The sequence below is a fragment of the Corynebacterium sp. genome, from assembly GCF_030152825.1.
In the GTDB taxonomy this organism is placed as follows: Bacteria; Actinomycetota; Actinomycetes; order Mycobacteriales; family Mycobacteriaceae; genus Corynebacterium.
This window is the reverse complement of sequence record NZ_JASLIP010000001.1, coordinates 1-24,695: the sequence shown is the minus strand read 5'-3', so window position 1 is coordinate 24,695 and position 24,695 is coordinate 1. Positions and strand designations below refer to the sequence as shown.

Here is a 24,695-nt window from a genome sequence, read left to right as displayed (position 1 = left end):
CACATATGTGGAAATACCGGTGCCGTAGAACATATTGGTGGGCAGCTGGATGATCGCGTCCACCAGGTCGTTTTCCAGCAGCCATGCACGGATCTTGTCCGACCCTGATTCAGGAGCACCGGTGAACAGCGGCGAACCATTGGAGACCACCGCGCCACGACCGCCAGCTCCATTGGGTCCTGCGGGCATGAGCTTCGAGGCGACGTGAGAAAGGAAGAGCATCTGGCCGTCGTTCTTGCTCGGCAGGCCGTGGCTGAACCGGGAGCCCGGCACCTTGGCCTGCTCCTTCACCGACTGCTGCTGTACTTCCCAATCCGAGCCGAATGGCGGGTTGGAGAGGATGTACTCGAATTGCTCGCCCTCGTAGAGGTCGGTGAGCAAGGTATCGCCGTGGCGGATGGCGTCCGGCTCACCACCCTGGATGAGCAGATCGGCCTTACCGATGGCATAACCAGTGGACATGAGCTCCTGGCCGGCGAGCACCACCTCAATATCTGGGTTGAGCTCCTTCAGCGCACGCGCCGCCACAAGCAACATGCCGCCCGTACCCGCCGTCGGGTCGTACACGGTGCGCGAAGCGCCCTCCGCGGTCAGGCCGACGTCGTCGGAAGCGAAAAGAATATCCACCATCAGCCGGATCGCATCACGCGGGGTATAAAACGCACCCGCAGCCTTGCCCTTGGTATCGAAGGCCTTGTACATAACGTGCTCGAAAAGATCACCCATCTGGGCATCCGGCAACGCCTCCATGCTCATGTCGATGGTGGCGAAGTGCTTCACCACCGGCCACAGGCGCGAGGCGTTATCGAGGGTCTTCATCTTCACCGCGAAATCGAAGGCATCCCACACATCGCGGACAGAATAGGAAAACGCGCCGACGTAATCCATCAATGCCTCGTAGACGTGGTCGTCCAGCTGCGCGATACGCGTCAGGTCCAGGCGGGAGGAGTTGTAGAAGGACAGGCCAAAGCGAACGCGGACCTCCCAGTCGATCATCTCCTCGCTGTACCCCTCCCCCTGGAGGCTCTCCACCAGGTCGAGGACCTCGTCCTTCGTGGGTTCGAGAATGCACTCGAGACGGCGGAGCACCGTCATGGGCAGGATGTAATCCCCATAATCCTCGGGCTCGACGATGGACCGCAGGAACTTATCTGCGGTATTCCAAACGGCGGACTGGTTCAGCTCCGCTGTGCTCATCCGGATATGCCTCCTTGGGCCAAAAAACGCGATGTATCCACGGTAAACGGCGTGCCGCGGAAAATCCTGTGAGACACGCTCGCACCGCTCAGTGACCATTGGAGCAGGGGTATCGGACACAGGCTTGAAACACTCGAACACAGGGGCGAGCTCCCTCAGGAAATACGTTGCCGTTAACAGGAGGAAGTCCTGGCAACACAAAAAGACCTCCCCCGAGCCGAAGCTCGTAGGAGGTCCGGGGACGCCCGAAGGCGATCCAGTATTAGCCCTTGATGGCAGCAACGATGGCCTCGAAGGCACCGCTGATAGCGCCAACGAGGACGTCAAACAGGGTAGAAATAAGCTCGAACATGATGCTCTCCTAACTAGTGGAAGTGTCGCACCCGGGGGTTGATCGGTGCACTCTTGACGCTAACAATTCATTTCGAGTGCACTTATTTCTGCAAAACTACTGACCCCCCAAGCGGGGGCACGGAAACTCTCTCACCTGCAACTTAAGAACAGGCCACCCCTCGCCCCCGCCCTCACTTCCTGTGACAAGCAAGACCGCAGGTAGGCGCCCCAACCTCACGTCGACGTTCCCGGCAACCCGATTAACAACGCCGCTTCCTGCCAAAGGCCGCCGACGGAGAAACAGCGACAAGGAGAAAAGACCAAGACCAAGCAACCCGCCTAGCGCCTAGCGTTTGCGGGGCCCATGACAAAAGTCACGGGCAAGTGGTGACAGAAAATATGTCTGCTCCCCACGCTGGATTTCTAGCGTGAAAACCATGAGCACGACATACACCACCCACGCAATAGAGGTCACCGGAGTCAGCAAAACCTTCAACCCGCGTTCCAACCAGCCCGTCCACGCGCTGAAGAACGCGAACCTCACCGTCCAGCCGGGCGAGATTATCGCCCTCCTCGGGACCAACGGAGCAGGTAAGACCACCCTGCTGGATCTCATCCTGGGGCTGACCACCCCGACCTCCGGCACCGTCACCGTCATGGGGCACTCCCCCACCCAAGCCGTTCGCAAGCAACACATCGGCGCCCTGATGCAGACCGGCGGCCTGCTCAACGAGCTCACGGTCAAAGACACCGTGGAGATGATCGCCGCGACCCTCCCGGAGCACCTACCCCTCGACGAGGTCATCGCACAGGCCAACCTGCAGCCCATCTACACCCGGCGCGTGGGCAAATGCTCCGGCGGTGAGCAACAGCGCCTCCGTTTCGCGCTGGCCATCCTTGGCAACCCGGAGATTCTCATCCTGGACGAACCAACCGCTGGGATGGACACCGGTGCGCGTCGCCGCTTCTGGGACTCCATGACCCACCAGGCACAGCAGGGGCGCACGATCATCTTCGCCACCCACTACCTGGAGGAGGCAGAAAACTTCGCCCAGCGCATCGTCCTCATGAACAACGGCGAGATCATCGCCGACGGCACCACCGCTGAACTGCGGAACATGAGCGCCGACCGGGTGGTCAGCGCCGAGTTCCCGGGCGAACTGCCGGATCTGACCGGGCTGCCTGGGGTGACAGGCAGCGACATCAACGGCAACCGCCTGAGCATGACCACCGAGGATTCCGACGCGCTCGCCCGCTACCTGCTGACCCAAACCGGGGCCCGCAACCTTGCCATCAGCAGCCACAGTCTGGAGGACACCTTCCTCGCACTGACGAAAGAAAACCAGGAGGCGTAGAAGCATGAACACCACCCTGAGATTCACCGGCCACGAACTGCTCCGCCTGCGCCGGGATATGACCACCCTGTTCTTCAGCATCGGGCTGCCGATCTTCTTCTACCTCATCTTCGGGGCGCTGCAGGACTACGGGGAACAGGAGGTCAACGGCGGCAACCTCGCCGCCTTCGTCATGCTGGGCATGGCGTTCTACGCCGGCGTGGTGGGCGCGGTCGGCGCCACAGGATCCGCCGTCACCGATAACCGCAGCGGGTGGGGCCGCCAGCTGGCACTCACCCCGCTGCGCCCCTGGCAGCTGGCCTTCGCGAACACAGTGAGCATCGCCGTGCGCGCGGTACTGCCAATCGTGGCCGTGTTCCTCGTCGGCGGGCTGACGAGAGCGCAGATGCAGCCCGAGCAATGGGCCTTGAGCTTCCTCGCCTGCGTGCTGTGCTCCATCCCCTTCGGCTTCTACGGCCTCGCCTGGACGCTGCTGGTTCCCAAGGAGAACACGGTCGGCGTGGCCACCGGATCCATCGTGATCCTCGCTTTCGCGGGTAATGTGTTCATGCCGCTCAGCGGAACGTTGCTGGATATCGGAAGATTCACCCCGATGTACGGCGCGATGATGCTGGTCCGCTGGCCACTGGCCGAAGGCGCGCAAGTGGTTGGTACCGAGCTGATCACCGAGCCGATGTGGCACGCCTGGGTTAGCATCGCGGTATGGACGGCGATCTTCGTGGGCTTCTGCCTGATGATGGGCAAGCGAGACAAGAACCGAAGCTGATGCGCGCCTTCGATGGTTTCCAGTTCAACAACGCGATCTTCGCCTCAATATGGCTGATGTTCCTGGGGCCGGTTCTGATCCAGGTCTACACCGGCGATGAGTTCGGTGCCGGGGATAAAACCTGGATGACGGCCTGCGTGCTCATTTTCAGCGCTGTCTACTTCTACGCCTTCGGCTCGATGGGTACCTCCCCGCGCGGCTGGGGTCTACTGCCGCAGGCTCTCCTCCGATGGGGCGTTCTGCTGGCCATCGCGCTGACCAGCGTGCCTGTGATCCAGACGGGCGCCATGAGCTTCGCCCCCTACCTGGCAGCGATGCTGGGTTTCACGCTCCCCCTCAAGCGGTCCCTGCCCATCGTGCTCACCACGGGCGTGGTCGGGTCGGTCGCAGTGTGGCTCCGGGCCCCGGAGAACCTGGACTGGTCGGCCTTCATCCTGTTGTTCATCCCGCTGATGCTCATCGCGGTGGGCGTGTTCAGCCAGTACGACGACTCCCGCCACCAGCTGCAGCACGAACTCGATCTCGCGCAGCAACGGGAGGACATCGCTACGGACGTCCACGACCTGCTGGGCCACTCGCTGACCGTCATCAACCTCAAATCCGAGGTTGCGCGCCGCGCGATGGAGAAGAACCCCGAACAGGCCAAGCAGGAGCTCAAGGAGATCAGCGAGCTCTCCCGCCTCGCTCTGGCGGAGGTCCGCTCCACCGTGACCCGAATGCGCACACCCACCTTCGCCGGCGAGCTCCAGGGAGCGCGACGGGCGCTGGAGACGAAAGGCATCACCGCGCACCTGCCCGAACGGCTCACCACGCCGGGCACCAACGAGGCCTTCTTCTCCTGGGGCCTGCGCGAGCTGACGACCAACGTGGTCCGCCACTCCGGAGCACGGGCCTGTTGGGTCAGTGTGACCGGCGACAAGCTGCAGGTCACCGACGACGGCTGCGGGTTCAGCGACGAGGAGGCCCGCAACGGCGATGGCGGCCTGGCTGGGCTTCGCGAGCGCGTCGAGGCGGCCGGTGGACAGCTCATCGTGCGCCGCGAACGAGGCTTAAGCACCGTGCTGATCGCGATGGGTGCGGATCGCGAGATCATCGACGACGGCGCCACGTCCGAGGAGGAAAACCGATGAACCCGATTCGAGTACTGCTCGCCGAGGACCAGTCATTGGTGCGCGGGGCGCTCGTCGCACTACTGAGCGCGGAGCCGGACATCGAAGTCGTCGCGGAGTGCGCCACGGGAACCGAGGCCCTGCGCTTGGTACTGAAGCATCCCATCGACGTGGCCCTCCTCGACATCGAAATGCCGGGGCTCAACGGCCTGGACGTGACCAAGGAACTGGCCGGGCACCCGTGCCGTTGCCTGATCGTGACGACCTTCGGCAAGGCGGGCTACGTCAAGCGCGCGATGGAGGCGGGCGTGGACGGGTTCATCGTGAAGGACACCCCTCCCGAGGAGCTCGCCGATGCAATCCGCCGGGTCCACGCGGGGCTGCGCGTCATCGACCCGACGCTGGCCCGGGATAGCCTGCTGGCTCCCGATAACCCCCTCAGCGAGCGGGAGACGCAGGTCTGCCAGCAGCTCTTCCAAGGAAAGAGCTCTCCCGCCATTGCCAAGGCGTTGCACCTTTCGCCAGGCACGGTGCGCAACCACATCTCCAGCATCATGTCGAAGACCGGTGCTGGAAACCGCTTCGAGGCCGCACACCTCGCGAAGGCGAACGGCTGGATCTAGCACGCTGCCGGAAAACACAGACGGCTTGGACACGCGCCGCCTTAGCTGCTGCCCCAGGCCAGTCCCCTAGTTCTTCAGCGGTGTGCCGAACTTGATAAACGAGTTCCTACCAACGACAAACTTGCTTCGCGATAGCTGCCCGAAGATCTCGCGGCTCTCCACGGCATCCTTCGTGACGCGCACGAACAGCGTTCGACCGGCGTCCTCAACCAGGTAGAAGGAATCACCGCTGAAGGAGTTCTTCACCTCAGAGAAGAAATCGGGCACCCCGTCGAAGGCAATCTCGGTGAACCACCCGGCGGCAAACTCGCCCTTGGTGTTCTTCTTCTCCCGCAGAAGTGGTGTGATCACGGCATGTGGGAAGACCTGACGGACCGCGGTGTGGGCCTTCGTCCCCTTCGCCAGGAACCTGCCCCCGGTCTTCTCCAGGGACTTGACGTCGACGGCCACGCGGCTGGTCGCTGTGCCCAGCACCGCTCCATCTTTGCCCAGGATCTCATCGGTGCCGACCCCGAACAGCTCCGCCAGCTTCTTGAGGACCTCGATATCGGGCGCGCCGCGGCCGGTCTCCCAGTCCTGCACGTCCTCGCGGGCCACCACGAGCTTGTCCGCGAGCTCCGCTTGGGAAAGCCCGGCCTTGCTGCGGAACGCCTTGATGCGCTGTGCCAGTGTCATGCGAGAAATCCTAGCCGTTCCCCCGGGGCCGCTTTCCAAAGACGACGGCCCGGGGTGCGCGATAGCTGGTCGCTTTCGGTCACGGCAGTTCAGCGATCGATCTCAGCCCGCTTCGCGTAGCGCATGCCCTCGATAACCTCACCGTTATCGAAGATGACGGGGGCGGCCGTACTCCAGGCCGGGCCCGTCGTCATACTTCTGCATGAGGTAGTCGTTGAGCTGCTGCATGTCCTTGACCAGGATGGCCTGATAGGGCATGTCGAAGGCGATTTTTTCCAGGAAGAGCAGCTTGTCGTCATGGGGAACCGCAACCCCGGTGTGCCTGACGAAGAGGGTGGCCGGGTCGGTCAGGGTGTCGTAGGAGAACATAGAGATCACGCGGGCTTTCGTGTCCGCGATGTGCCACGCCGGGTCCTGATCCCTGGACTGTTGAGTGGAGCTCTGCTCAACAGATTTCTGTGCAACTGGAGCTCTGCTCGCTCAAGCTCTGCTGCTGGTCGGGGCTGGATTCCTCCGCGGGCGTGCAGGCCGTCGCGAGGAGGCAGGCCGCAAGAAGAGGCAGGCTACGAGAAGGCAAACGCATGAGGTCATGCTAGCCGCTCGCCTGTACTCAGCACGCGCTGCAGGGGACGATTATTCTGTAAATATGACTTATTCCAGTGTGATCACCAAGCCTCAGCTCAGCGACGTCGATATCGCACAGGCTCACATCCTCGAGCCCATCGCGGACATCGCCGAGCGCGCCGGAATCCCTGCCGAAGCACTCATCCCCTACGGCACCACCAAGGCCAAGGTGGACGTCCCCGCCCTGCGCACCACCGACGTGTGGGACAAGCCACTGGGCCGCACCGTCCTCGTGACAGCCATGTCGCCCACCCCCGCGGGCGAAGGCAAGTCCACCACCCTTATCGGCCTAGCCGACGCCCTGCGCACCGCCGGGCAAAACACCATCGTCGCGATCCGCGAACCGTCCCAAGGCCCAGTCATGGGCATCAAGGGTGGCGCGGCCGGCGGCGGCTACGCGCAGATCGTCCCGATGGAGGACATCAACCTCCACCTCACCGGCGACATGCACGCACTCACCGCCGCAAACAACACCCTCGCTGCCCTCATCGACAACCACATCCAGCAGGGCAACGAGCTCGGCATCGACCCGCGCCGGGTCACCTGGCGCCGCTGCATGGACGTCAACGACCGCAGCCTGCGTTCCATCGTCACCGGTCTTGGCGGACCTGCCCACGGCACCCCGCGTGAGGCTGGGTTCGACATCACCGCCGCCAGCGAGATGATGGCGATCCTCTGCCTCGCCACGGACCTGGCTGATCTGAAGGCTAAGCTCGCCAACATCGTGATCGGCCAGACTTATAGTGGCGGGCCGGTCACCGCAGGCGACCTGCAGGTCGAGGGCGCGCTCACCGCCCTGCTGCGCGACGCGCTAAACCCCAACCTCGTGCAGACCCTCGGCGGCACCCCGGCGCTGATCCACGGTGGGCCCTTCGCAAACATCGCGCACGGCTGCAACAGCCTCATCGCCACCCAGACCGCCCGCCGCCTCGGTGACATTGTCGTCACGGAAGCCGGCTTCGGCTCCGACCTCGGCGCGGAGAAGTTCTTCAACATCAAGGCCCGCGAGGGCAGCATCGACGTGGACGCGGCCGTCGTCGTCGCGACCATCCGCTCCCTGAAGTACAACGGCGGCGTCGCGAAGGAGGACCTGAACAGCGAAAACCTGGCCGCCCTGGACGAGGGACTGAAGAACCTCGAGCGCCACGTGAAGAACATGGAGAAGTTCGGCACCACCCCGGTCGTCGCGCTGAACCTCTTCACCTCCGACACCGACGTCGAGCGCGAACACGTCGCCGAGTGGGCTGAAAAGCTAGGCGTGCGCCTGGCCGAGTCCACCGTCTGGGCCGAGGGTGGCGCCGGCGCCACCGAGCTGGCCCAGCAGGTACTCGAGGTCATCGAGAACGGCGAGACCCCGCAGGCTGGGTCCCAGCAGCTCTACGACCCGGCTGAGGGCCTGGCCGAGTCCATCAAGACCATCGCGACCCGCATCTACGGCGCTAGTGGCGTGGAGTTTTCTACCAAGGCCAAGAAGGACCTGCAGTTCCTCGCCGAGCACGGCTGGGACAAACTGCCGGTGTGCATCTCCAAGACGCAGTACAGCTTCTCCGATGACCCGGCCGAGCTGGGCGCGCCGGAAGGTCACGTGCTGCACGTCCGCGAACTGCTCCCCCGCCTGGGCGCGGGCTTCGTCGTGGCGCTGACCGGACAGGTGATGACGATGCCGGGGCTGCCGAAGCGGCCAACTGCCGAGCAGATCGATGTCGCCGAGGACGGCACCATCACCGGACTGTTTTAGCGGCAAAAAGGGACTACACTGATCTTCGTGCAGAATCAGGTACTCACGAAGAAACCTCCCCGCCCGGTCTTCGACCGCGGCCCCAGACCCTACATGCGCGGGCGGTTACACACCGCCGCCGCGTGGTACTTCGGCGGGATGGGCACCGCCCTCACGATCGTGGCCTTGGCGAAGTTTGGCTTCTCCTGGATGTCCCTGACCACCGCCCTCTACGCGCTGTGCCTGGCAGGCATGCTGAGCGTGAGCGCCCTCTACCACCGGGTTCCGTGGCGCTCCGCGGCGGCAGTCAACAGCTGGCGACGCGCCGACCACGCCATGATCGCAATCTTCATCGCCGGAACGTACGGGCCGGTGACAGTCGCCGCATTCGGTGCGCGGTGGTTCACCGGCTGGGCCTGGTTCAACACCGGCGGACTGTGGATCTTGGCTGTCTGCTGGCTCGCCGCACTGGCCGCGGTCGTGTTGAACCTGGTGTGGATCGACCACCCGCGGTGGCTCGACGCCGCCACCTACCTCACCCTCGGCTGGCTGGCCGCCATCGGCGCCGTGGGCTACTACCAGCAGCTCGGGATCGCCGTGAGCCTGCTGATGCTGCTCGGCGGGCTGGTCTACTCACTCGGCGCGGTGATCTACGCCAAGCAGTGGCCGAACCCCTCCCCTCGTTGGTTCGGTTTCCACGAGGTCTTCCACGCCGCCACCATCGTGGCAGCGCTTCTGCACCACGTCGCGATCTGGGTGCTTGTGCTCCGCTAGAGCCTGTTGTAGCTCCGCTAAGCCTTGTTATAGCTCCGCTGGAACTCATTGCAGCTAGCTAAAGCTCGCGCGGGCCGGCGCGGGACGGCTCAGCACCGAACGCCGATCCCGCTACCGCTAGCGCTTCTTTTTCTTCTCCCGGATGCGGATCGCGATGCGCACAGGGGAGCCTTCGAAGCCGAAGGTCTCGCGCAGCTTACGCTCCAAGAAGCGCCGGTAGCCGTGCTCCAGGAAGCCCGTGGTGAACAGCACGATCACCGGCGGGCGGGAAGAAGCCTGCGTCGCAAAGAGCACGCGCGGCAGGCGACCACCACGCATCGGCGGCGGGGTCTCCGCAATCACCGCACGCAGCCAGGTGTTCAGCTGGCCGGTCGGGATGCGCTGATCCCAGCTCTCCAGAGCCTCCAGCATCGCTGGCTCCAGCTTCTGCAGAGCACGCCCCGTCTTGGCGGAGATGTTCACCCGGCGAGCCCACGGCACGTGCGAAAGCTGCAGGTCGATCTCGCGTTCCAGCAGCTCCCGGCGATCCTCGTCCACCAGGTCCCACTTATTAAACGCCACGACCAGCGCCTTACCGGCGTCCAGGATCATCCGCAGCACGCGCTGATCCTGCTCCGCGATGGGCTCGGAGGCGTCCACCAGGAACACCACGACCTCACTGGCATCAATCGCGGCGCGGGTGCGCAGCGAGGCGTAGTACTCGTGCCCCACCGCGTTCTTCACCTTCTTGCGGATACCGGCGGTATCCACGAAGCGCCAGGTGCGCTCCTCCAGCTCCACGATGGAATCCACCGGGTCCACCGTGGTGCCCGCAACGTTATCCACCACAGAGCGCTGCTCGCCGGAGATCTTGTTCAGCAGCGAGGACTTACCCACGTTCGGCCGGCCCACCAGCGCCACGCGGCGCGGACCAGAGACCACCGAGAGCTCACGCGGCTTCTCCGGGAAGACCTCCAGTAGCTTGTCCAGCACGTCCGCCGCGCCGCGCCCATGCAGCGCGGAGACCGGGTACGGGTTGTCCAGGCCGAGCGCCCAGAACTCCGCCATGTCCGCGTACTGCGTATCGGATTCGAACTTATTGGCCACCACGATCACCGGCACGTCGGAGCGCTGTAGCTTGCGAGCGATGACCTCGTCGGTCTCGGTGATGCCGACCTTCGTGTCCACGACGAAGACGATCGCGTCTGCCGTGGCCATCGCGGTCTCCGCCTGGCGGGCGATCGCGGCGTGGATGCCTTTAGCATCCGGGTCCCAGCCGCCGGTGTCCTGCACCCAGAAGCGGCGCCCGCCCCAGTCGCCCAGGTAGGAAATGCGGTCGCGGGTGACTCCCGGGAAGTCCTCCACCACGGCCTCGCGACGCCCGATGAAGCGGTTGACCAGCGTGGACTTACCCACGTTTGGACGGCCAACGATCGCCACCGTGCACAGCGCTTCCTTCTGCGCCTCCAGCTCATCGGCGATGCCGAAGGCTTCCTCGATGGACTCCCAGTCAGTGTCCTCCTCGTCGGACTCCAGCAGGTCGAATTCCTCCGCCTGCAAGTAGTGCTCACCCAGCTGCTCCGGGTCGACCTCCCAGGTCTCGCCGTCCCAGTTCTCGGGGTCCCAGTTCTCCAGGTCCTCCTCGGATTCCTCCTGCACCGGGGCATCGCCTTCAGCAGGGACGACGTCCCCCTCAACCGTGCGGAACACCAGACCACCGGTGCTCTCCGCGCCACCATCTGGGATATCGGAGTCCAGGTCCGATTCCTCGATCAGGCCAGCGATCGCCTCGATGACCTCCTCGATGCTCATCTCGCCGGTGTCGAGGATCGTGGCATCCTCCGCCGGGCGCAGCGGAGAGGTCTCGCGGGTGGAGTCCGCCTCATCGCGGCGCTGGACGTCGGCCAGCACAGCCTCGTAAGAAACCTCGCGGCCAGCGGCGGTGTCCTGGTCGAAGCGGCGCTGCGCGCGCACCTCGGCGCTGGCGGTCATGTACACCTTCACCGGCGCGTCCGGGAGCACGACCGTACCGATGTCACGGCCCTCGACCACGCAACGGCCAGCGGCGGCTGCCAGGTCGCGCTGCAGCTGCACAAGATTGGTGCGGACCTCCGGGATCGCGGCGACGGCGGAGACGTGCGCGGTAACCTCCGGACCACGGATGTCCGCGGAGACGTCCTCCCCGTCCAGCAGAACCTCGGTGGACTGCGGATCCTCGTTGACCTGCAGCGGCAGCTGAGAGGTCGCCGCGATGATGGCCTCGGTGGCCGCCGGGTCGGCCGGATCGATGCCGGCCTTCAGCACGTGCAGGGTCGCGACGCGGTACATCGCGCCCGTGTCCAGGTAGCGCGCGCTCGCGTATTGGGCGATGCGGCGGGAGACGGTGGACTTGCCGGTGCCGGACGGGCCGTCGATGGCCAGCAGGAACCCGCCCTCCTCGAGGTTGTCGATCAGCGCGAGCTGGGAGAAATCAGAGTTCATATCAGTAGTCATCCTTCAAATCTCCCGGCTTACAGGCCCACGGCCTTGTACAGGCTGGTCAGTTCCGAACGGTTCAGCGCGCGCACGCTACCCGGCTTCTGGTCGCCGAGCTGCACCGTGTGGATCTTGGTGCGCACCAGCGCCTGAACCGGGAAGCCCGCGGCCTTCAGCAGGCGACGCACGATGTGCTTACGGCCCTCGTGCAGCTCCAGCTTGATCAGGGACTTGCCCTGCCAGACATCCACGATCTGGACGTCGTCGGCCTTGGCGATGCCGTCGTCCAGCTCGATGCCCTTCTTCAGCTCGTGGACCAGCCCCTTCTTCGCCTCGCCCAGCACGGTGGCCATGTAGGTTTTCGAGACCTCGTAGCTGGGGTGCATGAGGCGGTTGGCGAGCTCACCGTCGTTGGTGAGCAGCAGCAGACCCTCGGTCTGGGCGTCCAGGCGGCCAACGTGGAACAAGCCCTGCCCCTGCTTGAGGCGCTCGTCGATGAAGTTGCCCACCGACGGGCGGCCCATGTCGTCGCTCATCGTGGACTGGACACCACGCGGCTTGTTGAAGATGTAGTAGTGCATCTCGTCGTTGACCTGGACGCGCACTCCATCGACGCGGACGACGTCCTTGTTCGGGTCGATGCGCACGCCCATCCGGTCCACGACCTTGCCGTTGACCTCGACGCGGCCAGCGGCGATCAGCTTCTCGCTCATGCGGCGGCTGGCCACGCCGGCGGCCGCAAGGACCTTCTGCAGGCGGACCTTGTCCTCCGCAGCTGGGGCGACCTTCTGCTCTGACTTTGTGACGTGCTGGTGGCGGGCCGGCTTGGCCTTCGGGACGAAGGTCTCGGCGCCGCCGGGCTTCGCAGCGTTCTTTTCCGGTATGCCATCTCGGCGAGCGGGTGTATTCAAATTATGTCCTTATTTGCTCAAAGTCTTTGAGGTACGCAGCCCAGTCTAGATCAGTAATCGGATTCGATCGATTCCACATCCGGCAGCAGCGGGGCCAAGTCCGGCAGCTCGTCCAGCGACTCGATGCCCAGCTGCTCCAGCAGCAGATCGGTGGTCTCGTACAGGTGGGCGCCACCTGGTCCGGCGGCGGATGTTTCTTCCTCCCCCTCGGCTGCCACCTCGACCTGGCGGATCAGCCCGCGCAGGGCCAGGGTCCGCATCACGCCGTCGCAGTTCACCCCGCGCACCGCGGCGACCTGGGAGCGGGTCACCGGCTGGCGATAGGCCACCACAGCCAGGGTTTCCAATGCTGCCCGCGACAGGCGCTGCTGGGCACCCTGGAGAATCTTCGCCTCCACTACATCCGAGTTCTCGGGCCTGGTGTACAGGCGCCACAGCCCCTCGCGTTCCCGCAGGTCGAAGCCGGAGCCACGGGCGTCGAACTCGTCGGCGATCTGGCGCAGCACGTCCTCCACCTGGGAGGCATCAACGCTGCAAGCCTCAGCGAGCTGCTCGGCGGCCACAGGCTCGTCGGAAACCAGCAGTAAGGACTCCACCCGGCTGCGCAGCTGGGACACCGCGGGTAGGTGCAGGTGCTCTTCACTCATGGTCCTGGGCTCTCCTTCTCATAATTTCCGCTTGCGGCTGTGCTGGAGCTAATCCCAGTTCGACGCTGCGACGACCTGTGGGTCCACGTCCAGGCCGGTCCAGGCGACGAGCATCTCCTCTAGCGGCATGGGCTGCTCTACCCCGATGGCGCGGGCCTTGTACAGCTCCAACAGAGCGAGGAAGCGGCCTACCACCACGATGGACTCCTCCGCATCGCTAATCAGCGAGTCGAAGTTCACCCACTTATTCTCCCCGGCGATCTTCAACGTGTTGAGAATTTTGCCGGCTTGCTTCGGCACCGAGACCGCCGGCGCGTGGACGTGGCCGGTCTGCACCCCATCCGGGCGGGGACGGAAGACATGGGCGGCCAGCTCCGCGAAGCTCTCCTTGTTGTGCTTGAGCTCCACCGGTGGCAGCAGGTTGGCGTAGCGGTCCTCCAGCGAAAGTGCCATGGGGTAGCTGCGGGCCGCGCCCCGCTGCCACTCGGCAAAGAGGTCCGCGACTTGCTTATAGGCCTTGTACTGCAGCAGGCGGGCGAACAGGAGGTCGCGGGACTCCAGCAGCTCTAGGTCGGCCTCGTCGTCGACCTCGCCGCGGGGAACCAGGCGGGCGGCCTTCAAATCCAGCAACGTGGAAGCGACGATCAGGAACTCGGTGACCTCGTCCAGATCCTCAGCGGACTGGGACAGCCCCCGGGTATAAGCGATGAACTCGTCGGTGACCTCGGCGAGCGCGATCTCGGTGATGTCCAGCTTGTGCGAATGAATCAGCTGGAGCAGCAGGTCGAAGGGGCCGTCGAAGTTCGCGAGCGCGACCCGGAAACCCGTGAGTTCCGGTTGCTGGACATCAGTCACGCAAACCTACTTTTCTGCCACCACGCTGACCAGCGCGGGGCGTGGCCTAGTGCTGCTCGGCGACGCGCTGGATGACCTCCGCCGCGAGGTTGCGGTACTGGATCGCACCGGAGGACTTCGGGGCCCACGTGCTGATCGGCTCGCCGGCCACGGAGGTCTCCGGGAAACGGACGGTGCGGGTGATGACCGAATCGAAGACCTTATCCCCGAAGGCCTCAACGAGGCGCTCCATGACCTCGCGGGCGTGCAGCGTACGGCGATCGAACATGGTCACCAGGATGCCCAGGACCTCGAGCTTGAAGTTGAGGCGGTCGCGCACCTTCTCCACCGTGTCCATCAGCAGTGCAAGGCCCCGCAGGGAGAAGTACTCGGACTCCACCGGGATCATCACGGAATCCGCGCAGGAGAGCGCATTGACGGTGAGCAGGCCGAGCGAAGGCTGGCAGTCGATGATGATGAAGTCATAATCCTTCATCACCGGCCGCAGCGCACGCGCGAGTGCCTGCTCGCGGCCGACCTCATTGACGAGCTGGATCTCCGCAGCGGAGAGGTCGATATTCGCGGGCACCAGGTCGAGGTTCTCGACGCCGCTGGGCAGGATGGCGTCGAAAATGGAAGAGGAATTGTCGACGAGGAGATTGTGGACAGTGACGTCCAGCTCCTCGTGGCTGATCCCCAGGCCGGCAGACAGCGCGCCCTGCGGGTCGAGGTCGACGAGGAGGACCTTGCGGCCGAACTCCGCAAGTGCGGCGCCCATGTTGATCGTCGAGGTGGTCTTGCCGACCCCACCCTTCTGATTACACATGGCGATGATGGTCGCAGGCCCATGAGAGGACAGCGGCTCCGGGTCCGGCAGCGGGCGCATGGGGCGCCCCGTGAGCCCGAGTTCTTCCTCGGGCTTATCGAAAAGCGCGTCGGAGCTCTGCACTGTCAAGCCCTCTCCCTTGTCTAACGGTCATTTCGGAGCGCGGTTGACGCTCCCACTACACATAGATTACGCGTAGATTACGCCGGTGCAATTCCCTCCACCCCATTTTTCGCAGGCTTTTCGAGCAGTTCAGCTGAGTCAAAAGCCAAGGTTGATACTAGACAAGGCTTAAGCCTTGAAAGGTCTCTAGTTCGAGCGCGGGTGGCTCTCCGACCATGCCTCCCGCAGGTGGTCCGGGCTCACCTTCGTATAGATCTGCGTGGTCACCACATTGCTGTGGCCGAGCAGCTCCTGCACCACGCGGATATCCGCCCCGCCCTCCAACAGGTGCGTGGCGAAGGAGTGCCGGAAGCTGTGCGGGCTGACCCCGGCCACCCCGGCCTTCTCGCTGACCGAGGAGACCATGTTGAACGCCGACTGCCGCCCCATCCGCCCGCCATTGCGGTTTAGAAACAGCGCCGCCGAGCCCTTCTTGTTGAACGCCGGGCGGACCCGCACCAGGTAGTGCTGCAGCGCATCCAGCGCCGGATCCCCCACCGGGACGACCCGCTCCTTCGAGCCCTTGCCCCGGACGATGATGAGCTTCTCGGTCGGGTCCACATCATCCACGTCCAGCCCCAGCAGCTCGCTGACGCGCGCGCCGGTGGAGTACAGCATCTCCAGCAACGCACGGTCGCGGATCTGGATGAGGGAGGCCGCGTCGTCGTTCGGGCAGGACTCCAGGATCGCGGTCACCTCGGCGATGCTGAGCGCCTTCGGGATGCTCGCCGCCTGCCCGGGGCGCGCGACGTCGTCTGCGACGTCCCCGTCGGTGACCCCCTCGCCAGTCAGGAAGCGGTGGAAGTTACGCACCGCCGCGAGAATTCGCGCGCGTGTAGATGCCGCAAGCTTCTCCCCTTTGGCAAGTGAGGCCATGAAGGCCTCGATATCCCCCGTGTTCAGCGTGGTTACGCTGCGCCCGCCCAACCACGCCAGGTATCGGTCCGTATCCCGACGGTAGCTATCCAGCGTGTTGCGGGAGAGGTTCCGCTCCAGGCGGAGGTGCCGCAGCCACCGTTCCCGGTGCTGCAGGTTCGGCTCCTGCGCGTCCGCCGTCACCGACGCCGCCTGCGCCTAGTTCTTACCGACGGTGGCGGCCTTGGCGTTGGTCGCCGCGCCGTAGTGGCCAGCGCCCCCGTCAGCCTGTTCCTTCAGCGCTCGCACCGCAGTGATGCGGCCCGCGCTGCGCTGGACGTTGTCCACCGTGGACAGCTTCTCGGCATAAGCCCGCTCGTTGCGCACGATGCCCAGCGCGGCCTTCTTATCCGCACTGCCGGACTCACCCACCAGCACCGCGCCCGGCATCTGGCTGTCCATGCCAGCCGCAAAATCCGCAATGAACTGCGCGCCATAGCCCGACTCATCGGCGGTGACGCCCTTGTTGGTCACGATGAGCGCCAGGTCCAGACCCTCGTCGCCGAGGTCGGCGGGCTTCTTCAGCACCTCGTTCTTCTCCAGCGCACCAAAGACGACGGCCCGGTCCGAGGCGCTCGCGGTTCCTCCGCCGCCGTTCCCCTCACGACGGTTCCCGCGGTCCTCCTCGCGATTCTCGCCGCGGTCGCGGTTCTGCTCGCCCTCCGCGGGCTTCTCGATCTTCGGCAGCTTCGAGCTCAACGCAGCACCCAGCAGCTGGCCGGTGTGCATGCCGGGGCTCAGCACTTCCTCGCTGAGCTGGGCACCCGCGGGCAGGCTGTTGGCTGCCACGGACTTCAGCTTGTCGCCCTTCTCCGGGTTCAGCATCTCCTCGGTCACCGGCAGCGGGGCGACCTCCGCGCCCGCCTTGTCCACCAGCCAGCGCAGTCGGTCCACGGTCTCGCGGTCGGCGTCCGGGAAGGAGATCAGCGCGATCTTCTTGCCCTCCAACTCACCGGCGACGGCCTTCGCGGCCAGCCCGGCGATGACGTCGTCCGAAGCCTGGGCGTCACGGTCCGCAGCATCGGCGTCCTCGCGGGCAGCGGTGAGCTCCTGGGCGCTCGTCCCCGCGCCACCTCCGGCACCCGGAACGTTCGGCGCCAGCACGTAGACCCCGCCCAGCACGCCGAGGGCAATGCCGAAGCCGAGGCCGGCAATCGTTCCAGACTTACTCACGAGCGTCTCCCCTAGTTCTTAAACAGGCCCTGCACGCTGAGCGCGAGGTTATTCCACGAATCGATCAGGTTGTCCACGAACCCAGCATCGCCGGAGAATCCCGCGATGAGGATGATCACCAGGATCGCGACCAGCACGCCGATCAGCGCCCACAGCCACCCGGAGCCGGACTTCGAGACGCGGTAGAGCTCGGCGATGGAGCTGGCGTCCACGAACTTCGGCCCAACGCGCAGTCGGGCAAGCAGGGCGGACGGGGTGTCCTGGGATTCCGTCTCAGAGAAGACACGCTCCAGGTCCCACTTCTCGCCCAGGTGAACCACCATGGACGCGCCGTGGTAGTCAGCCAGCAGCAGCGCGAGGTCGGTCGGGTTCTTCGTCGCCGCCGGGAAAGTCATCGCGCCGACGCCGAGATCCTGGATGCGCTCCAGGCCCTGCGCGTAGCCGTCCGCCTCCGCGGGAAGGACGACGGTCGCGCCGGAACGCAGCGCCTCGGAACCGATGTTCTCCGGGTTACCGACGATGACGGCCGGACGGTAGCCCAGCTCCAGCAGATCGTCAGCGGCGGACTCGATCGCGACGATGATCGGGTCGTACTCGCGGAGGAAGAAGCGCAGGTCGCGCAGCTCGTCCTTCAAGTCAGGCAGCGGGCTGATCACCATGACCTTGCGGTCCACCATGTCCACGTCCACGTCCGGGATGCCCAGGCCGTCGATCAGCAGCGGGGACTCGGTGCGGGCCAGCTCCGCGGTGTTGCCTGCCAGGGCGTCGAGGTGATCGCCGAGGGCCGAGCGGGCGTCGTCAAAGCGCTGCATCGACTCGTCCAGCTCGAGGGGCGCGCCGCTGCCGAGGGAGCGGTCACCGTAGTAGAGGTGCCCGCCTTCCAGGCGGCCCTTCTTGCCGTTCTTGACCTTCTCGGTGATCTCCGGATCCACGTTCTCCACGAGCTGGATGCCGGCGTCGAGCAGCATCTGCGGGCCGAAGTTCGGCACCTGCCCCGTGGTGAACTGGGCGGTATTGACCACCCCGGCCACGCCGGCGTCGATGAAACGCTGCGCGGTGGCGCGGTTAATATCCGGAGCAGAAATGACGACGATATCCCCCTCGGAGATCTTCGTCTTAGACCAAGCTTTGGGGCCGGTGAGGTTCCGGGTAGCCCCGGTAATGCCAGGTTTTTCTGATCGGGAAAACATCATGCGTACCATTTTGCTGCTTAACCGCTGGATTCTCGGTTAGGCGCGCCGATGTTTTAGTGCTTCTTCGCCTCCACGGCCATCGCCATGAGCTCCTCGGCGTGGGCCCTTCCCGTATCGGACTCCAGTCCCGCGAGCATGCGGGCGAGCTCCGCCACCCGCTCCTGCTCGCTCAGTGTGCGCACGCTCGAGGAGACGGTGGTGGAGCTGGCGGTCTTATCCACGTAGATGTGGGCGTCCGCAAAGGCGGCGACCTGTGGCAGGTGTGTCACGACGATCACCTGGTTTTCGCGGGCAAGCGCGGCTAGCCGGCGGCCGATCTCCACCGCAGCCTTGCCACCCACGCCCGCGTCGACCTCGTCGAAGACCATCGTGCGCCCGCTGCTGGCCAGGATGACCTCGATGGCGAGCATGATGCGGGAAAGCTCACCGCCGGACGCACTGGAGCCCAGCGCGGTGCGGTGCCCACCCTGCACCAGCTGGAACTCGCACTCGTCGAGCCCCTGCGGGTTCGGATCCACCCGCTTGAGGTCCACCTCAACGCTGGCGTGCATGTGCAGCCCCGAGATTTCCTCGGTGACCGCCTTGCCGAAGTCCTTGGCTGCCTTCTCACGCGCCGTGGAGAGTTTGTGGCCGACCTTCAGCATCGCGGCTTCCTTCTCCGCAACCAGCTTGGCGAGCTCCGCCAGCGCGTCGTCGGAGACGTCGAGCGTGGCGAGCTTCTCGCGGGCCTCGTCGCGCCAGGCGATCGCGCCGTCCACGTCCACCGCGAAACGGCGCAGCTGGCGGAGTTCCTGCTGGCGCTCCAGCAGTTCCTCGAGCTCCTCGGGGTCGGGAATATCCATCAGCTCTTGGCCCAGGTCCAGTGCGATATCCGAGAGCAGGGAGCTGACCTCCCCGATGCGCTTGGCAAGCTCCGCTAGCTTCGCGTCGCCGCCCTGCAACTCGGACTGTGCCTGGCCGAGCAGGTCATTGGCTCCGCTGGACAGCTCCCCCTCACCGAGCTCCTCGCCGCCGTCGATGAAGGAGATGGCTCGCTGCAGGGCGGAACGGACGTCGCTGGCGTCCTGCAGGCGGGAAATGCGGGACTTGAGGAACTCGTCCTCACCCGGCTCCGGGTCGATCTCGTCGATGACCTCCAGGGCGCGTTGCAGGGTCTCGGCCTCCAGGGCCAGCTCCCGGCGGTCCTTCGTGCGGGTTTCCAGCTCCTTCGCCGCAGCCATCCACTCGCGTCGCAGCGAGGCGAACTCTGCTGCCTGGCCCGTCAGCCCCGCGAATTCATCGATCGCGGCCAGCTGCTTCGTGGAATCCTTCAGGCGCAGCTGGTCGTTCTGCCCGTGGATGGTGATGACCTCCGCAGCGAACTGCCCCAGCACACCCGCGGCAACAGTCTTACCGGCCAGGTGCGCCCGGGAACGCCCGGACGCGGACACCGTCCGGGAGGCAATGTACTCTCCCTCGTCAGAGAAGCCTCCGAACTCCGAGACGATCTCCTCGACGCGTTCCTGAACTACCGGGTCGTCGTGGGAAAAGACCCCCTCCACGCTGGCCCGCTCCGAACCAGCGCGCACCTTGGAGGCATCCGCCCGGTGACCGGAGAGCAGACGCAGGCTGCTGACCACCATGGTTTTGCCGGCACCCGTTTCACCGGTGACGACAGTCAGTCCGCTGGCGAATTCGGCGGTGGCTTCTTCGATCACACCGAGGTTGGTGATGTGTAGGTCGTGGAGCATTCCAGAAAAGTCGCTTCTTGAGGTCTTGGGGACTCCCGGTTGTCGGGGTGAGTGGGGTGAGTGGACTAGTGGCGTGGGCCGCGCCAACCGGTGATCGGCAGGCGGAACTTGTGCACCAGGCGGTCCGTGAATGGTGCCTGATCCAGGCGCACCCAGCGCACGGACTGCGGGCCGCGGCGGATCTCCACGCGCGCCCCCGGCGGCATGTGGATCTGACGGAATCCATCCATCACCGCAGTAGCCGGCGAGGTCTCCGGGTTCGTCTCCACGGCGACAGAGGAATTCGGGGACACGACCAGCGGTCGGGAGAACAGCGTGTGGGCATTAGACGGGACGACCAGTATGGCGTCCAATTCGGGCCACAGCACCGGGCCACCGGCGGAGAACGCGTAAGCAGTCGAGCCCGTCGGCGTCGATACCAGGACACCGTCGCAGCCGAAGGAGGACACCGGGCGTTCGTCGACCTCGAGGATCGAGTCGAGCACGCCCTGGCGGTTCAGGTTCTCCACCGAGCACTCGTTGAGCGCCCAGCCGGTGCCGAGCACGCGGCCGTCCATATCGCGGACGGTGATCGACAGGGTCATTCGGTCTTCCACGCGGTAGTCGTGGGCGATGACGCGCTCGATGGCCTCAGCGAGGGACTCCTGCTCCCACTCCGCCAGGAAACCGATGTGGCCCATGTTGATGCCCAGCACCGGCACGTCCGCGGAGTGCGCAATATCGGCGGCGCGCAGGAAGGTGCCATCGCCGCCCAGGACGAGCACCATCTCCACGCCCTGCGCGGCCTCGCGGGTGTGTCCGAAGCGTGGGAAGCGCCCCAGGATCTCGTGGCGGGCCACGGGAGCTGGATCGGCGGTTGCCATCACGCGGACGTTGATGCCGCCCGCGTGGAGTTGGGACGCCGCTTCGGCAGCCATGCCCAGGTTCTCGTGCACCCCGGTATGGGCAACGAGCAGCACCTCGCGGTGCTTCTCCTCACCAGGCGACTGGTTCTCGGCTTCCTGCGTGGGGGCCTCGTTGGAAGCCGTCACTGTGGTCCCTCCTTCACCGCCGTGGACACCATGGCCTCAAGTGTATCCATCGTTGGCGCCTGCTTTCCCCCATCTTTGGAAAGCCAGAGGAAATACTCAACGTTCCCGCTAGGACCGGGAAGCGGCGAGGCAACGACGGCCTTCGTTGACAGACCATACTTCAAAGCCTCCCGCGCCAGGTCGAGGGTCACCTCCGCCCGCAGTTCCGGGGAGCGCACGACCCCGCCGGAGCCCAGCCGGTCCTTGCCCACCTCGAACTGTGGCTTGACCATTGGCAACAGGTCCGCGTCCTCGGCCATGCACTCGGCGATGGCGGGAAGGACCAACTTGATGGAGATGAAGGAGAGGTCCCCGACCATGACGTCCGCGAGGCCACCGATCGCTTCCGGGGTCAGCGTACGGACGTTGGTGCGGTCCATCACGGTGACGCGGGGGTCGTTCTGCAGGCGCCAGATTAGCTGCCCGTAACCGACGTCCACCGCGAGCACTTCGCTGGCACCGCGGCCCAGGGCGACGTCCGTAAAACCACCGGTCGAGGCGCCGGCGTCGAGAACTCGCTTGCCTTCCAGGCTAAGCCCCTGCGGTTCGAAGGCGGCCAGTGCGCCGAGGAGCTTGTGCGCCCCGCGGGAGGCCCAGTGGTCCTCCTCCGAATCCGCGACCCGGATGGACACGTCAGCGTTCACGCCGGTCGCGGGCTTCTGGGCGAGCATGCCGTTGACCTGCACGCGGCCTTCCTTGATCATCTTCTGCGCCTGTTCGCGGGAGCGCGCGATCTTGCGGCGCACGAGTTCCGCGTCGAGGCGTTGAAGCCGCTGACCTTTTTTCGCCACCTGTGTGCTTTCCTTACTGTTTCCGCTACTGGGTTCGACGGTGCTGGTTGTTTTCCGCGTCCTTTTAAGACGCCGACATCGGGGGTTTAGCCCTGGCCGAGAGCCTTGCTGATGAGGCTGTGGGCTTGTTCCAGCATCTCGGCTTCCTCGGTTCCCTCCAACCGCTGGCTGAGCAGCTCATCGATATCCTCGGCGAGGTGATCGGCCTGTGTCTCCGGCGAGTTCGGTGTTGGCCCGCCCGCCTGGGCGGGCATGTGGCTGCCTGGTGTCGGTGCCGATCCTGGTGTGGGCTGGGGGTGCTGCATAGTGCTGTAGTTTAGTCCCTCCATGCTGCGATGGTGTCGGCGGCCAGTGGATCACTTCCGATAATCCGGAGCTGGTCTCGGGTAGTCCCGGCGTCCAGCAGCTCCCAGGCGAGCGGGGCGGCTGCCGCGAGCGCTGCCGCAGCGGTGAGCTGCTCGGGGGTGGCGAAGCCAGTGGCTGTGCCCTGTCCGTCAGCTGGAATTTTGCCGGCTGTAACAGTGATCGTGTGCGGCTCGGTGACCTCTGCAGTCCAACCGCCGAGCTCCTCGCTGAGATTGGCGCGGATGTGGGTCGGCCGGTGCTCGGTGTGGATCACATCCCAATGGGTGGAGACCCCGGTGAGCACCATCAGGGTGTCCATCGCGGCGGCACGCCCACCGGCGATGTCAGTGTCCAGACGATCGCCGACGACCAGTGGCGCGCTAGCCCTCGCTTTGCGGGCTGCAACGTGGAACATCGCGGGCTGCGGCTTGCCTGCGCTCAAGGGTTGCACTCCGGTGGCGCTGACGACGGCGGCCACCATGGACCCGTTACCGACCAGGAAGCCGCGAGACGAAGGCAGCGTCGTATCCAGATTGCTGGCGATGTAGCGAGCGCCTCGGGTGATAGCGAGCGTGGCCTCGGAAAGCCGAGCCCAGTTGTTCTCCGGGCTGTGGCCCTGCAGCACCACGTCGGGCGCGTCGTCGGCGGAGTCCGTGAGTTCGAACCCTGCCTCACAGGTGAGATCGCGGAGGCTCTGGCTGCCCACCACGAGTGCCTTGAGGGGGCCTGCGCCGGGGCGTTCCTGCGCCATTGTTTCGGCTGCCAGCGTTGCTGCGGCCTGAGCGGAGGTCAGGACCTCGGAGGGGATTGCACTGATGCCGAGGCTGCCCAGGTGTTCCACGACCTCCTCAGGACTGCGCGAGGCGTTATTGGTCACGAAGACCCTGCCCCGGTCAGCAATGCCCTCGACCGCGCCGGGGATCAGCTTATCCCCGGCGAAAATGGTGCCGTCGAGGTCGAGCAAGAGGGTGTCGTAGCGGTTGAGCAGCTCAAGCATGGCTACTTATCCTCGCTGCTCTCCGCGCCAGCATCTTGGTCATTACTCTCGCGGGTACCCTCGGTCTTCTTCTCGCCGGTCCCCTCGTTGAGCTCCGCGATGCGCTTTTCAGAGTCGAGGACCTCTTCGGTATCCAACACGTTAGCGTTGGTGAACCACTGGATGGCATCGGCCGTGCGCCCGGCCTGTGCGAGTGCATCGGCGTAAGCGTAGGTCACGCGCAGCTTGGTGACGTCTGGAGCGTCGGCGGCGTCGAGTTCCTCCTCGAGGGCGACGATGGCCTCTTCGTGACGGTCAAGGTCCTGGTAAGCACCGGCCACGACCATGGCGAGCTCAACTCGGGTCTCCGGGTCGAGCTCCTCGGGGCGGTACTCGCCGGCCACTCCCAGCGCCTTCTCCGGTCGTCCGAGCGCGCGCTCAGCGTCAGCAAGGACGGCAATCAGGCCTGGGCCACCCTGCATGCGACGAGCAGCGCGCAGCTCAGAGATGGCTTCCTTCCACTCTCCAGCGTGGTAGGCGGCGATGCCGTTGGTTTCGCGGGCAACTGCCACGCGGCCGGCACGGTCCTTGGCGGCACGCGCGTGTTCGAGGGCCTTTTCGGTGTTCTCGTCGAGAAGGGTGGCGGCCATGATGAGGTGCTTGGCGACCATGTCCGCGTTATCGCGAGACAGGCTGCGCAGCTCCTGGCGCACCTGTGGATCGAGGTCCTTCGGATCCACGCCCTCCGGAATGCGGGGCTCCCTCATGCGGGCGTTGATGCGCTCCTCGCGGTAACCCGAGCGCTGAGGCCCCGACTGACGTGCTCGGTTCGCCTGGCCACCACGGTTCCTGAGGTTCCCGCCTCGGCGGTCGCCACCGTTGCGACGATCCCGGTCAAACTTCTTGCCGCCACCGTACGGACGCCCGCCGCCCCGACGGCCGCGTGGCTGGACGCCGTCGCGGTCGTTGTACCGCCCATCGCGACGATCATCGCGGTCCCGGTAGCGGTTATCCCGGCGGTCGTCACGGTCCCGGTAGGAGTTGTTTCCACGGCGGTCCTCCCGGTCAAAGTTACGGTCGCGGTCGTGGCCTCGGCGGTCGTCGCGGTCGCGGTAGCGGTTGCCTCCGCGGCGGTCCCCGCGGTCAAAGTCACGGTCACGGCTGTTTCCGCGACGGTTGTCGTCGGAGTTACGATGCCTGCGGGGCTTGAAGTTTCCGTCTCGCTGGTTGCGGGGACGGTGACCTCGATCGCCGCGGCTTTGGTATTCCGACATTGAACCCTTCTTTCACAGACTCTGTGGACTGCTCACACGATATCACCCCGGGTGGACGGGGTTTTTAGGCAATAAAAAAGTGGTGGTGCGACGTACTGTCGATCATCACCCGTCCAAAACGGGAACAACCAACAACACGTCGCACCACCACTATGAAAGTTTAATGCCGGCGGCGTCTTACTCTCCCACACCCTCCCAGGTGCAGTACCATCAGCGCAGGT

General features: G+C 65.2%; 23 protein-coding genes. 6 read left to right on the top strand and 17 right to left on the bottom strand.

All coding sequences use genetic code 11. The features are described from left to right. On the bottom strand, nucleotides 1-1,197 hold a 1,197-nt coding region (locus Q1V78_RS00115), incomplete at its 3' end, for a class I SAM-dependent DNA methyltransferase (protein WP_300610248.1). A gap of 770 nt (nucleotides 1,198-1,967) precedes the next feature. Between Q1V78_RS00115 and Q1V78_RS00110 the strand changes: the two genes are divergently transcribed. Genes Q1V78_RS00110 through Q1V78_RS00095 form a run of 4 tightly spaced genes read left to right on the top strand, consistent with a single transcriptional unit; the run spans nucleotide 1,968 to nucleotide 5,383 of the window. Next, complete coding sequence (locus Q1V78_RS00110) at nucleotides 1,968-2,885, top strand: ABC transporter ATP-binding protein (protein WP_300610245.1); 918 nt, start codon at nucleotides 1,968-1,970, stop codon at nucleotides 2,883-2,885. Nucleotides 2,886-2,889: 4 nt separating this feature from the next. Continuing rightward, the gene (locus tag Q1V78_RS00105) at nucleotides 2,890-3,651 is read left to right on the top strand and encodes an ABC transporter permease (protein WP_300610242.1); all 762 of its coding nucleotides are present in this window, start codon (nucleotides 2,890-2,892) and stop codon (nucleotides 3,649-3,651) included. Beyond that, complete coding sequence (locus tag Q1V78_RS00100; protein WP_300610240.1) at nucleotides 3,588-4,781, top strand: histidine kinase; 1,194 nt, start codon at nucleotides 3,588-3,590, stop codon at nucleotides 4,779-4,781. The genes Q1V78_RS00105 and Q1V78_RS00100 overlap by 64 nt, the downstream gene beginning before the upstream one ends. Further along, nucleotides 4,778-5,383, top strand: a complete 606-nt coding sequence (locus Q1V78_RS00095; protein WP_300610237.1) for a response regulator transcription factor — start codon at nucleotides 4,778-4,780, stop codon at nucleotides 5,381-5,383. Before Q1V78_RS00100 ends, Q1V78_RS00095 begins: the two co-directional genes overlap by 4 nt. 66 nt (nucleotides 5,384-5,449) lie before the next feature. Here Q1V78_RS00095 and Q1V78_RS00090 read toward each other — a convergent pair whose 3' ends face one another. Both Q1V78_RS00090 and Q1V78_RS00085 read right to left on the bottom strand, forming a co-directional pair. Continuing rightward, a complete protein-coding gene (locus Q1V78_RS00090; protein WP_300610235.1) occupies nucleotides 5,450-6,058 on the bottom strand; it encodes a helix-turn-helix transcriptional regulator in 609 nt (202 codons plus the stop codon). A gap of 144 nt (nucleotides 6,059-6,202) precedes the next feature. Continuing rightward, nucleotides 6,203-6,427, bottom strand: coding sequence for a DUF4300 family protein (locus Q1V78_RS00085; RefSeq protein WP_300610257.1), 225 nt, complete (start codon nucleotides 6,425-6,427; stop codon nucleotides 6,203-6,205). A gap of 277 nt (nucleotides 6,428-6,704) precedes the next feature. On the opposite strand from Q1V78_RS00085, the gene Q1V78_RS00080 reads away from it, so the two are divergent. Together Q1V78_RS00080 and Q1V78_RS00075 are read left to right on the top strand one after the other, a co-directional pair. Next, the gene (locus Q1V78_RS00080; protein ID WP_300610232.1) at nucleotides 6,705-8,420 is read left to right on the top strand and encodes a formate--tetrahydrofolate ligase; all 1,716 of its coding nucleotides are present in this window, start codon (nucleotides 6,705-6,707) and stop codon (nucleotides 8,418-8,420) included. Between the two features lie 27 nt (nucleotides 8,421-8,447). Further along, nucleotides 8,448-9,173, top strand: coding sequence for a hemolysin III family protein (locus tag Q1V78_RS00075; RefSeq protein WP_300610230.1), 726 nt, complete (start codon nucleotides 8,448-8,450; stop codon nucleotides 9,171-9,173). A gap of 117 nt (nucleotides 9,174-9,290) precedes the next feature. Here the strand turns inward: Q1V78_RS00075 and der are convergent, their stop codons facing one another. From der to Q1V78_RS00005, 14 genes are all read right to left on the bottom strand, one after another. After that, nucleotides 9,291-11,633: a bifunctional cytidylate kinase/GTPase Der gene (gene der, locus Q1V78_RS00070; RefSeq protein WP_300610227.1), complete on the bottom strand. Its 2,343-nt coding sequence runs from the start codon at nucleotides 11,631-11,633 to the stop codon at nucleotides 9,291-9,293. Nucleotides 11,634-11,662: 29 nt separating this feature from the next. Beyond that, on the bottom strand, nucleotides 11,663-12,511 hold the full coding sequence (locus tag Q1V78_RS00065; protein WP_300610254.1) for a pseudouridine synthase: 849 nt from the start codon (nucleotides 12,509-12,511) through the stop codon (nucleotides 11,663-11,665). 77 nt (nucleotides 12,512-12,588) lie between these two features. Continuing rightward, nucleotides 12,589-13,185, bottom strand: a complete 597-nt coding sequence (scpB, locus tag Q1V78_RS00060; RefSeq protein ID WP_300610224.1) for an SMC-Scp complex subunit ScpB — start codon at nucleotides 13,183-13,185, stop codon at nucleotides 12,589-12,591. Between the two features lie 48 nt (nucleotides 13,186-13,233). Next, the gene (locus Q1V78_RS00055) at nucleotides 13,234-14,040 is read right to left on the bottom strand and encodes a segregation/condensation protein A (protein ID WP_300610221.1); all 807 of its coding nucleotides are present in this window, start codon (nucleotides 14,038-14,040) and stop codon (nucleotides 13,234-13,236) included. Nucleotides 14,041-14,086: 46 nt separating this feature from the next. Continuing rightward, nucleotides 14,087-14,905, bottom strand: coding sequence for a ParA family protein (locus Q1V78_RS00050; RefSeq protein ID WP_173362353.1), 819 nt, complete (start codon nucleotides 14,903-14,905; stop codon nucleotides 14,087-14,089). Nucleotides 14,906-15,154: 249 nt separating this feature from the next. Then, nucleotides 15,155-16,066: a site-specific tyrosine recombinase XerD gene (xerD, locus tag Q1V78_RS00045; RefSeq protein WP_300610219.1), complete on the bottom strand. Its 912-nt coding sequence runs from the start codon at nucleotides 16,064-16,066 to the stop codon at nucleotides 15,155-15,157. Between the two features lie 15 nt (nucleotides 16,067-16,081). After that, entirely contained in the window at nucleotides 16,082-17,095 is a 1,014-nt protein-coding gene (locus Q1V78_RS00040) for a copper transporter (RefSeq protein WP_300610217.1), read from the bottom strand. Between the two features lie 11 nt (nucleotides 17,096-17,106). Then, nucleotides 17,107-18,297: a putative cytokinetic ring protein SteA gene (gene steA / locus Q1V78_RS00035; RefSeq protein WP_300610216.1), complete on the bottom strand. Its 1,191-nt coding sequence runs from the start codon at nucleotides 18,295-18,297 to the stop codon at nucleotides 17,107-17,109. Nucleotides 18,298-18,341: 44 nt separating this feature from the next. Further along, nucleotides 18,342-20,018 carry a DNA repair protein RecN gene (recN, locus tag Q1V78_RS00030; RefSeq protein WP_300610214.1) on the bottom strand — a complete coding sequence of 559 codons (1,677 nt, stop codon included), beginning with the start codon at nucleotides 20,016-20,018 and terminating at the stop codon, nucleotides 18,342-18,344. 65 nt (nucleotides 20,019-20,083) lie between these two features. Continuing rightward, nucleotides 20,084-21,049: an NAD kinase gene (locus Q1V78_RS00025; RefSeq protein ID WP_300610212.1), complete on the bottom strand. Its 966-nt coding sequence runs from the start codon at nucleotides 21,047-21,049 to the stop codon at nucleotides 20,084-20,086. Then, complete coding sequence (locus Q1V78_RS00020; protein WP_300610209.1) at nucleotides 21,046-21,879, bottom strand: TlyA family RNA methyltransferase; 834 nt, start codon at nucleotides 21,877-21,879, stop codon at nucleotides 21,046-21,048. The genes Q1V78_RS00025 and Q1V78_RS00020 overlap by 4 nt, the downstream gene beginning before the upstream one ends. 86 nt (nucleotides 21,880-21,965) lie before the next feature. Next, complete coding sequence (locus Q1V78_RS00015) at nucleotides 21,966-22,184, bottom strand: hypothetical protein (protein ID WP_300610206.1); 219 nt, start codon at nucleotides 22,182-22,184, stop codon at nucleotides 21,966-21,968. An 11-nt stretch (nucleotides 22,185-22,195) separates the two neighbouring features. After that, entirely contained in the window at nucleotides 22,196-23,221 is a 1,026-nt protein-coding gene (locus tag Q1V78_RS00010; RefSeq protein WP_300610204.1) for an HAD-IIA family hydrolase, read from the bottom strand. 2 nt (nucleotides 23,222-23,223) lie between these two features. Beyond that, a complete protein-coding gene (locus Q1V78_RS00005; protein ID WP_300610202.1) occupies nucleotides 23,224-24,474 on the bottom strand; it encodes a tetratricopeptide repeat protein in 1,251 nt (416 codons plus the stop codon). Nucleotides 24,475-24,695: the final 221 nt, after the last annotated feature.

Bases quoted from the DNA above. Each gene is read 5' to 3' on its own strand.
- Q1V78_RS00110 (WP_300610245.1), top strand. From the start codon at position 1,968: ATGAGCACGACATACACCACCCACGCAATAGAGGTCACCGGAGTCAGC.
- Q1V78_RS00105 (WP_300610242.1), top strand. From the start codon at position 2,890: ATGAACACCACCCTGAGATTCACCGGCCACGAACTGCTCCGCCTGCGC.
- Q1V78_RS00100 (WP_300610240.1), top strand. From the start codon at position 3,588: ATGGACGGCGATCTTCGTGGGCTTCTGCCTGATGATGGGCAAGCGAGA.
- Q1V78_RS00095 (WP_300610237.1), top strand. From the start codon at position 4,778: ATGAACCCGATTCGAGTACTGCTCGCCGAGGACCAGTCATTGGTGCGC.
- Q1V78_RS00090 (WP_300610235.1), bottom strand. From the start codon at position 6,058: ATGACACTGGCACAGCGCATCAAGGCGTTCCGCAGCAAGGCCGGGCTT.
- Q1V78_RS00085 (WP_300610257.1), bottom strand. From the start codon at position 6,427: ATGTTCTCCTACGACACCCTGACCGACCCGGCCACCCTCTTCGTCAGG.
- Q1V78_RS00080 (WP_300610232.1), top strand. From the start codon at position 6,705: ATGACTTATTCCAGTGTGATCACCAAGCCTCAGCTCAGCGACGTCGAT.
- der (WP_300610227.1), bottom strand. From the start codon at position 11,633: ATGAACTCTGATTTCTCCCAGCTCGCGCTGATCGACAACCTCGAGGAG.
- scpB (WP_300610224.1), bottom strand. From the start codon at position 13,185: ATGAGTGAAGAGCACCTGCACCTACCCGCGGTGTCCCAGCTGCGCAGC.
- Q1V78_RS00050 (WP_173362353.1), bottom strand. From the start codon at position 14,905: ATGCGCCCGCTGCCGGACCCGGAGCCGCTGTCCTCTCATGGGCCTGCG.
- steA (WP_300610216.1), bottom strand. From the start codon at position 18,297: ATGGTACGCATGATGTTTTCCCGATCAGAAAAACCTGGCATTACCGGG.
- recN (WP_300610214.1), bottom strand. From the start codon at position 20,018: ATGCTCCACGACCTACACATCACCAACCTCGGTGTGATCGAAGAAGCC.
- Q1V78_RS00015 (WP_300610206.1), bottom strand. From the start codon at position 22,184: ATGCAGCACCCCCAGCCCACACCAGGATCGGCACCGACACCAGGCAGC.
- Q1V78_RS00010 (WP_300610204.1), bottom strand. From the start codon at position 23,221: ATGCTTGAGCTGCTCAACCGCTACGACACCCTCTTGCTCGACCTCGAC.
- Q1V78_RS00005 (WP_300610202.1), bottom strand. From the start codon at position 24,474: ATGTCGGAATACCAAAGCCGCGGCGATCGAGGTCACCGTCCCCGCAAC.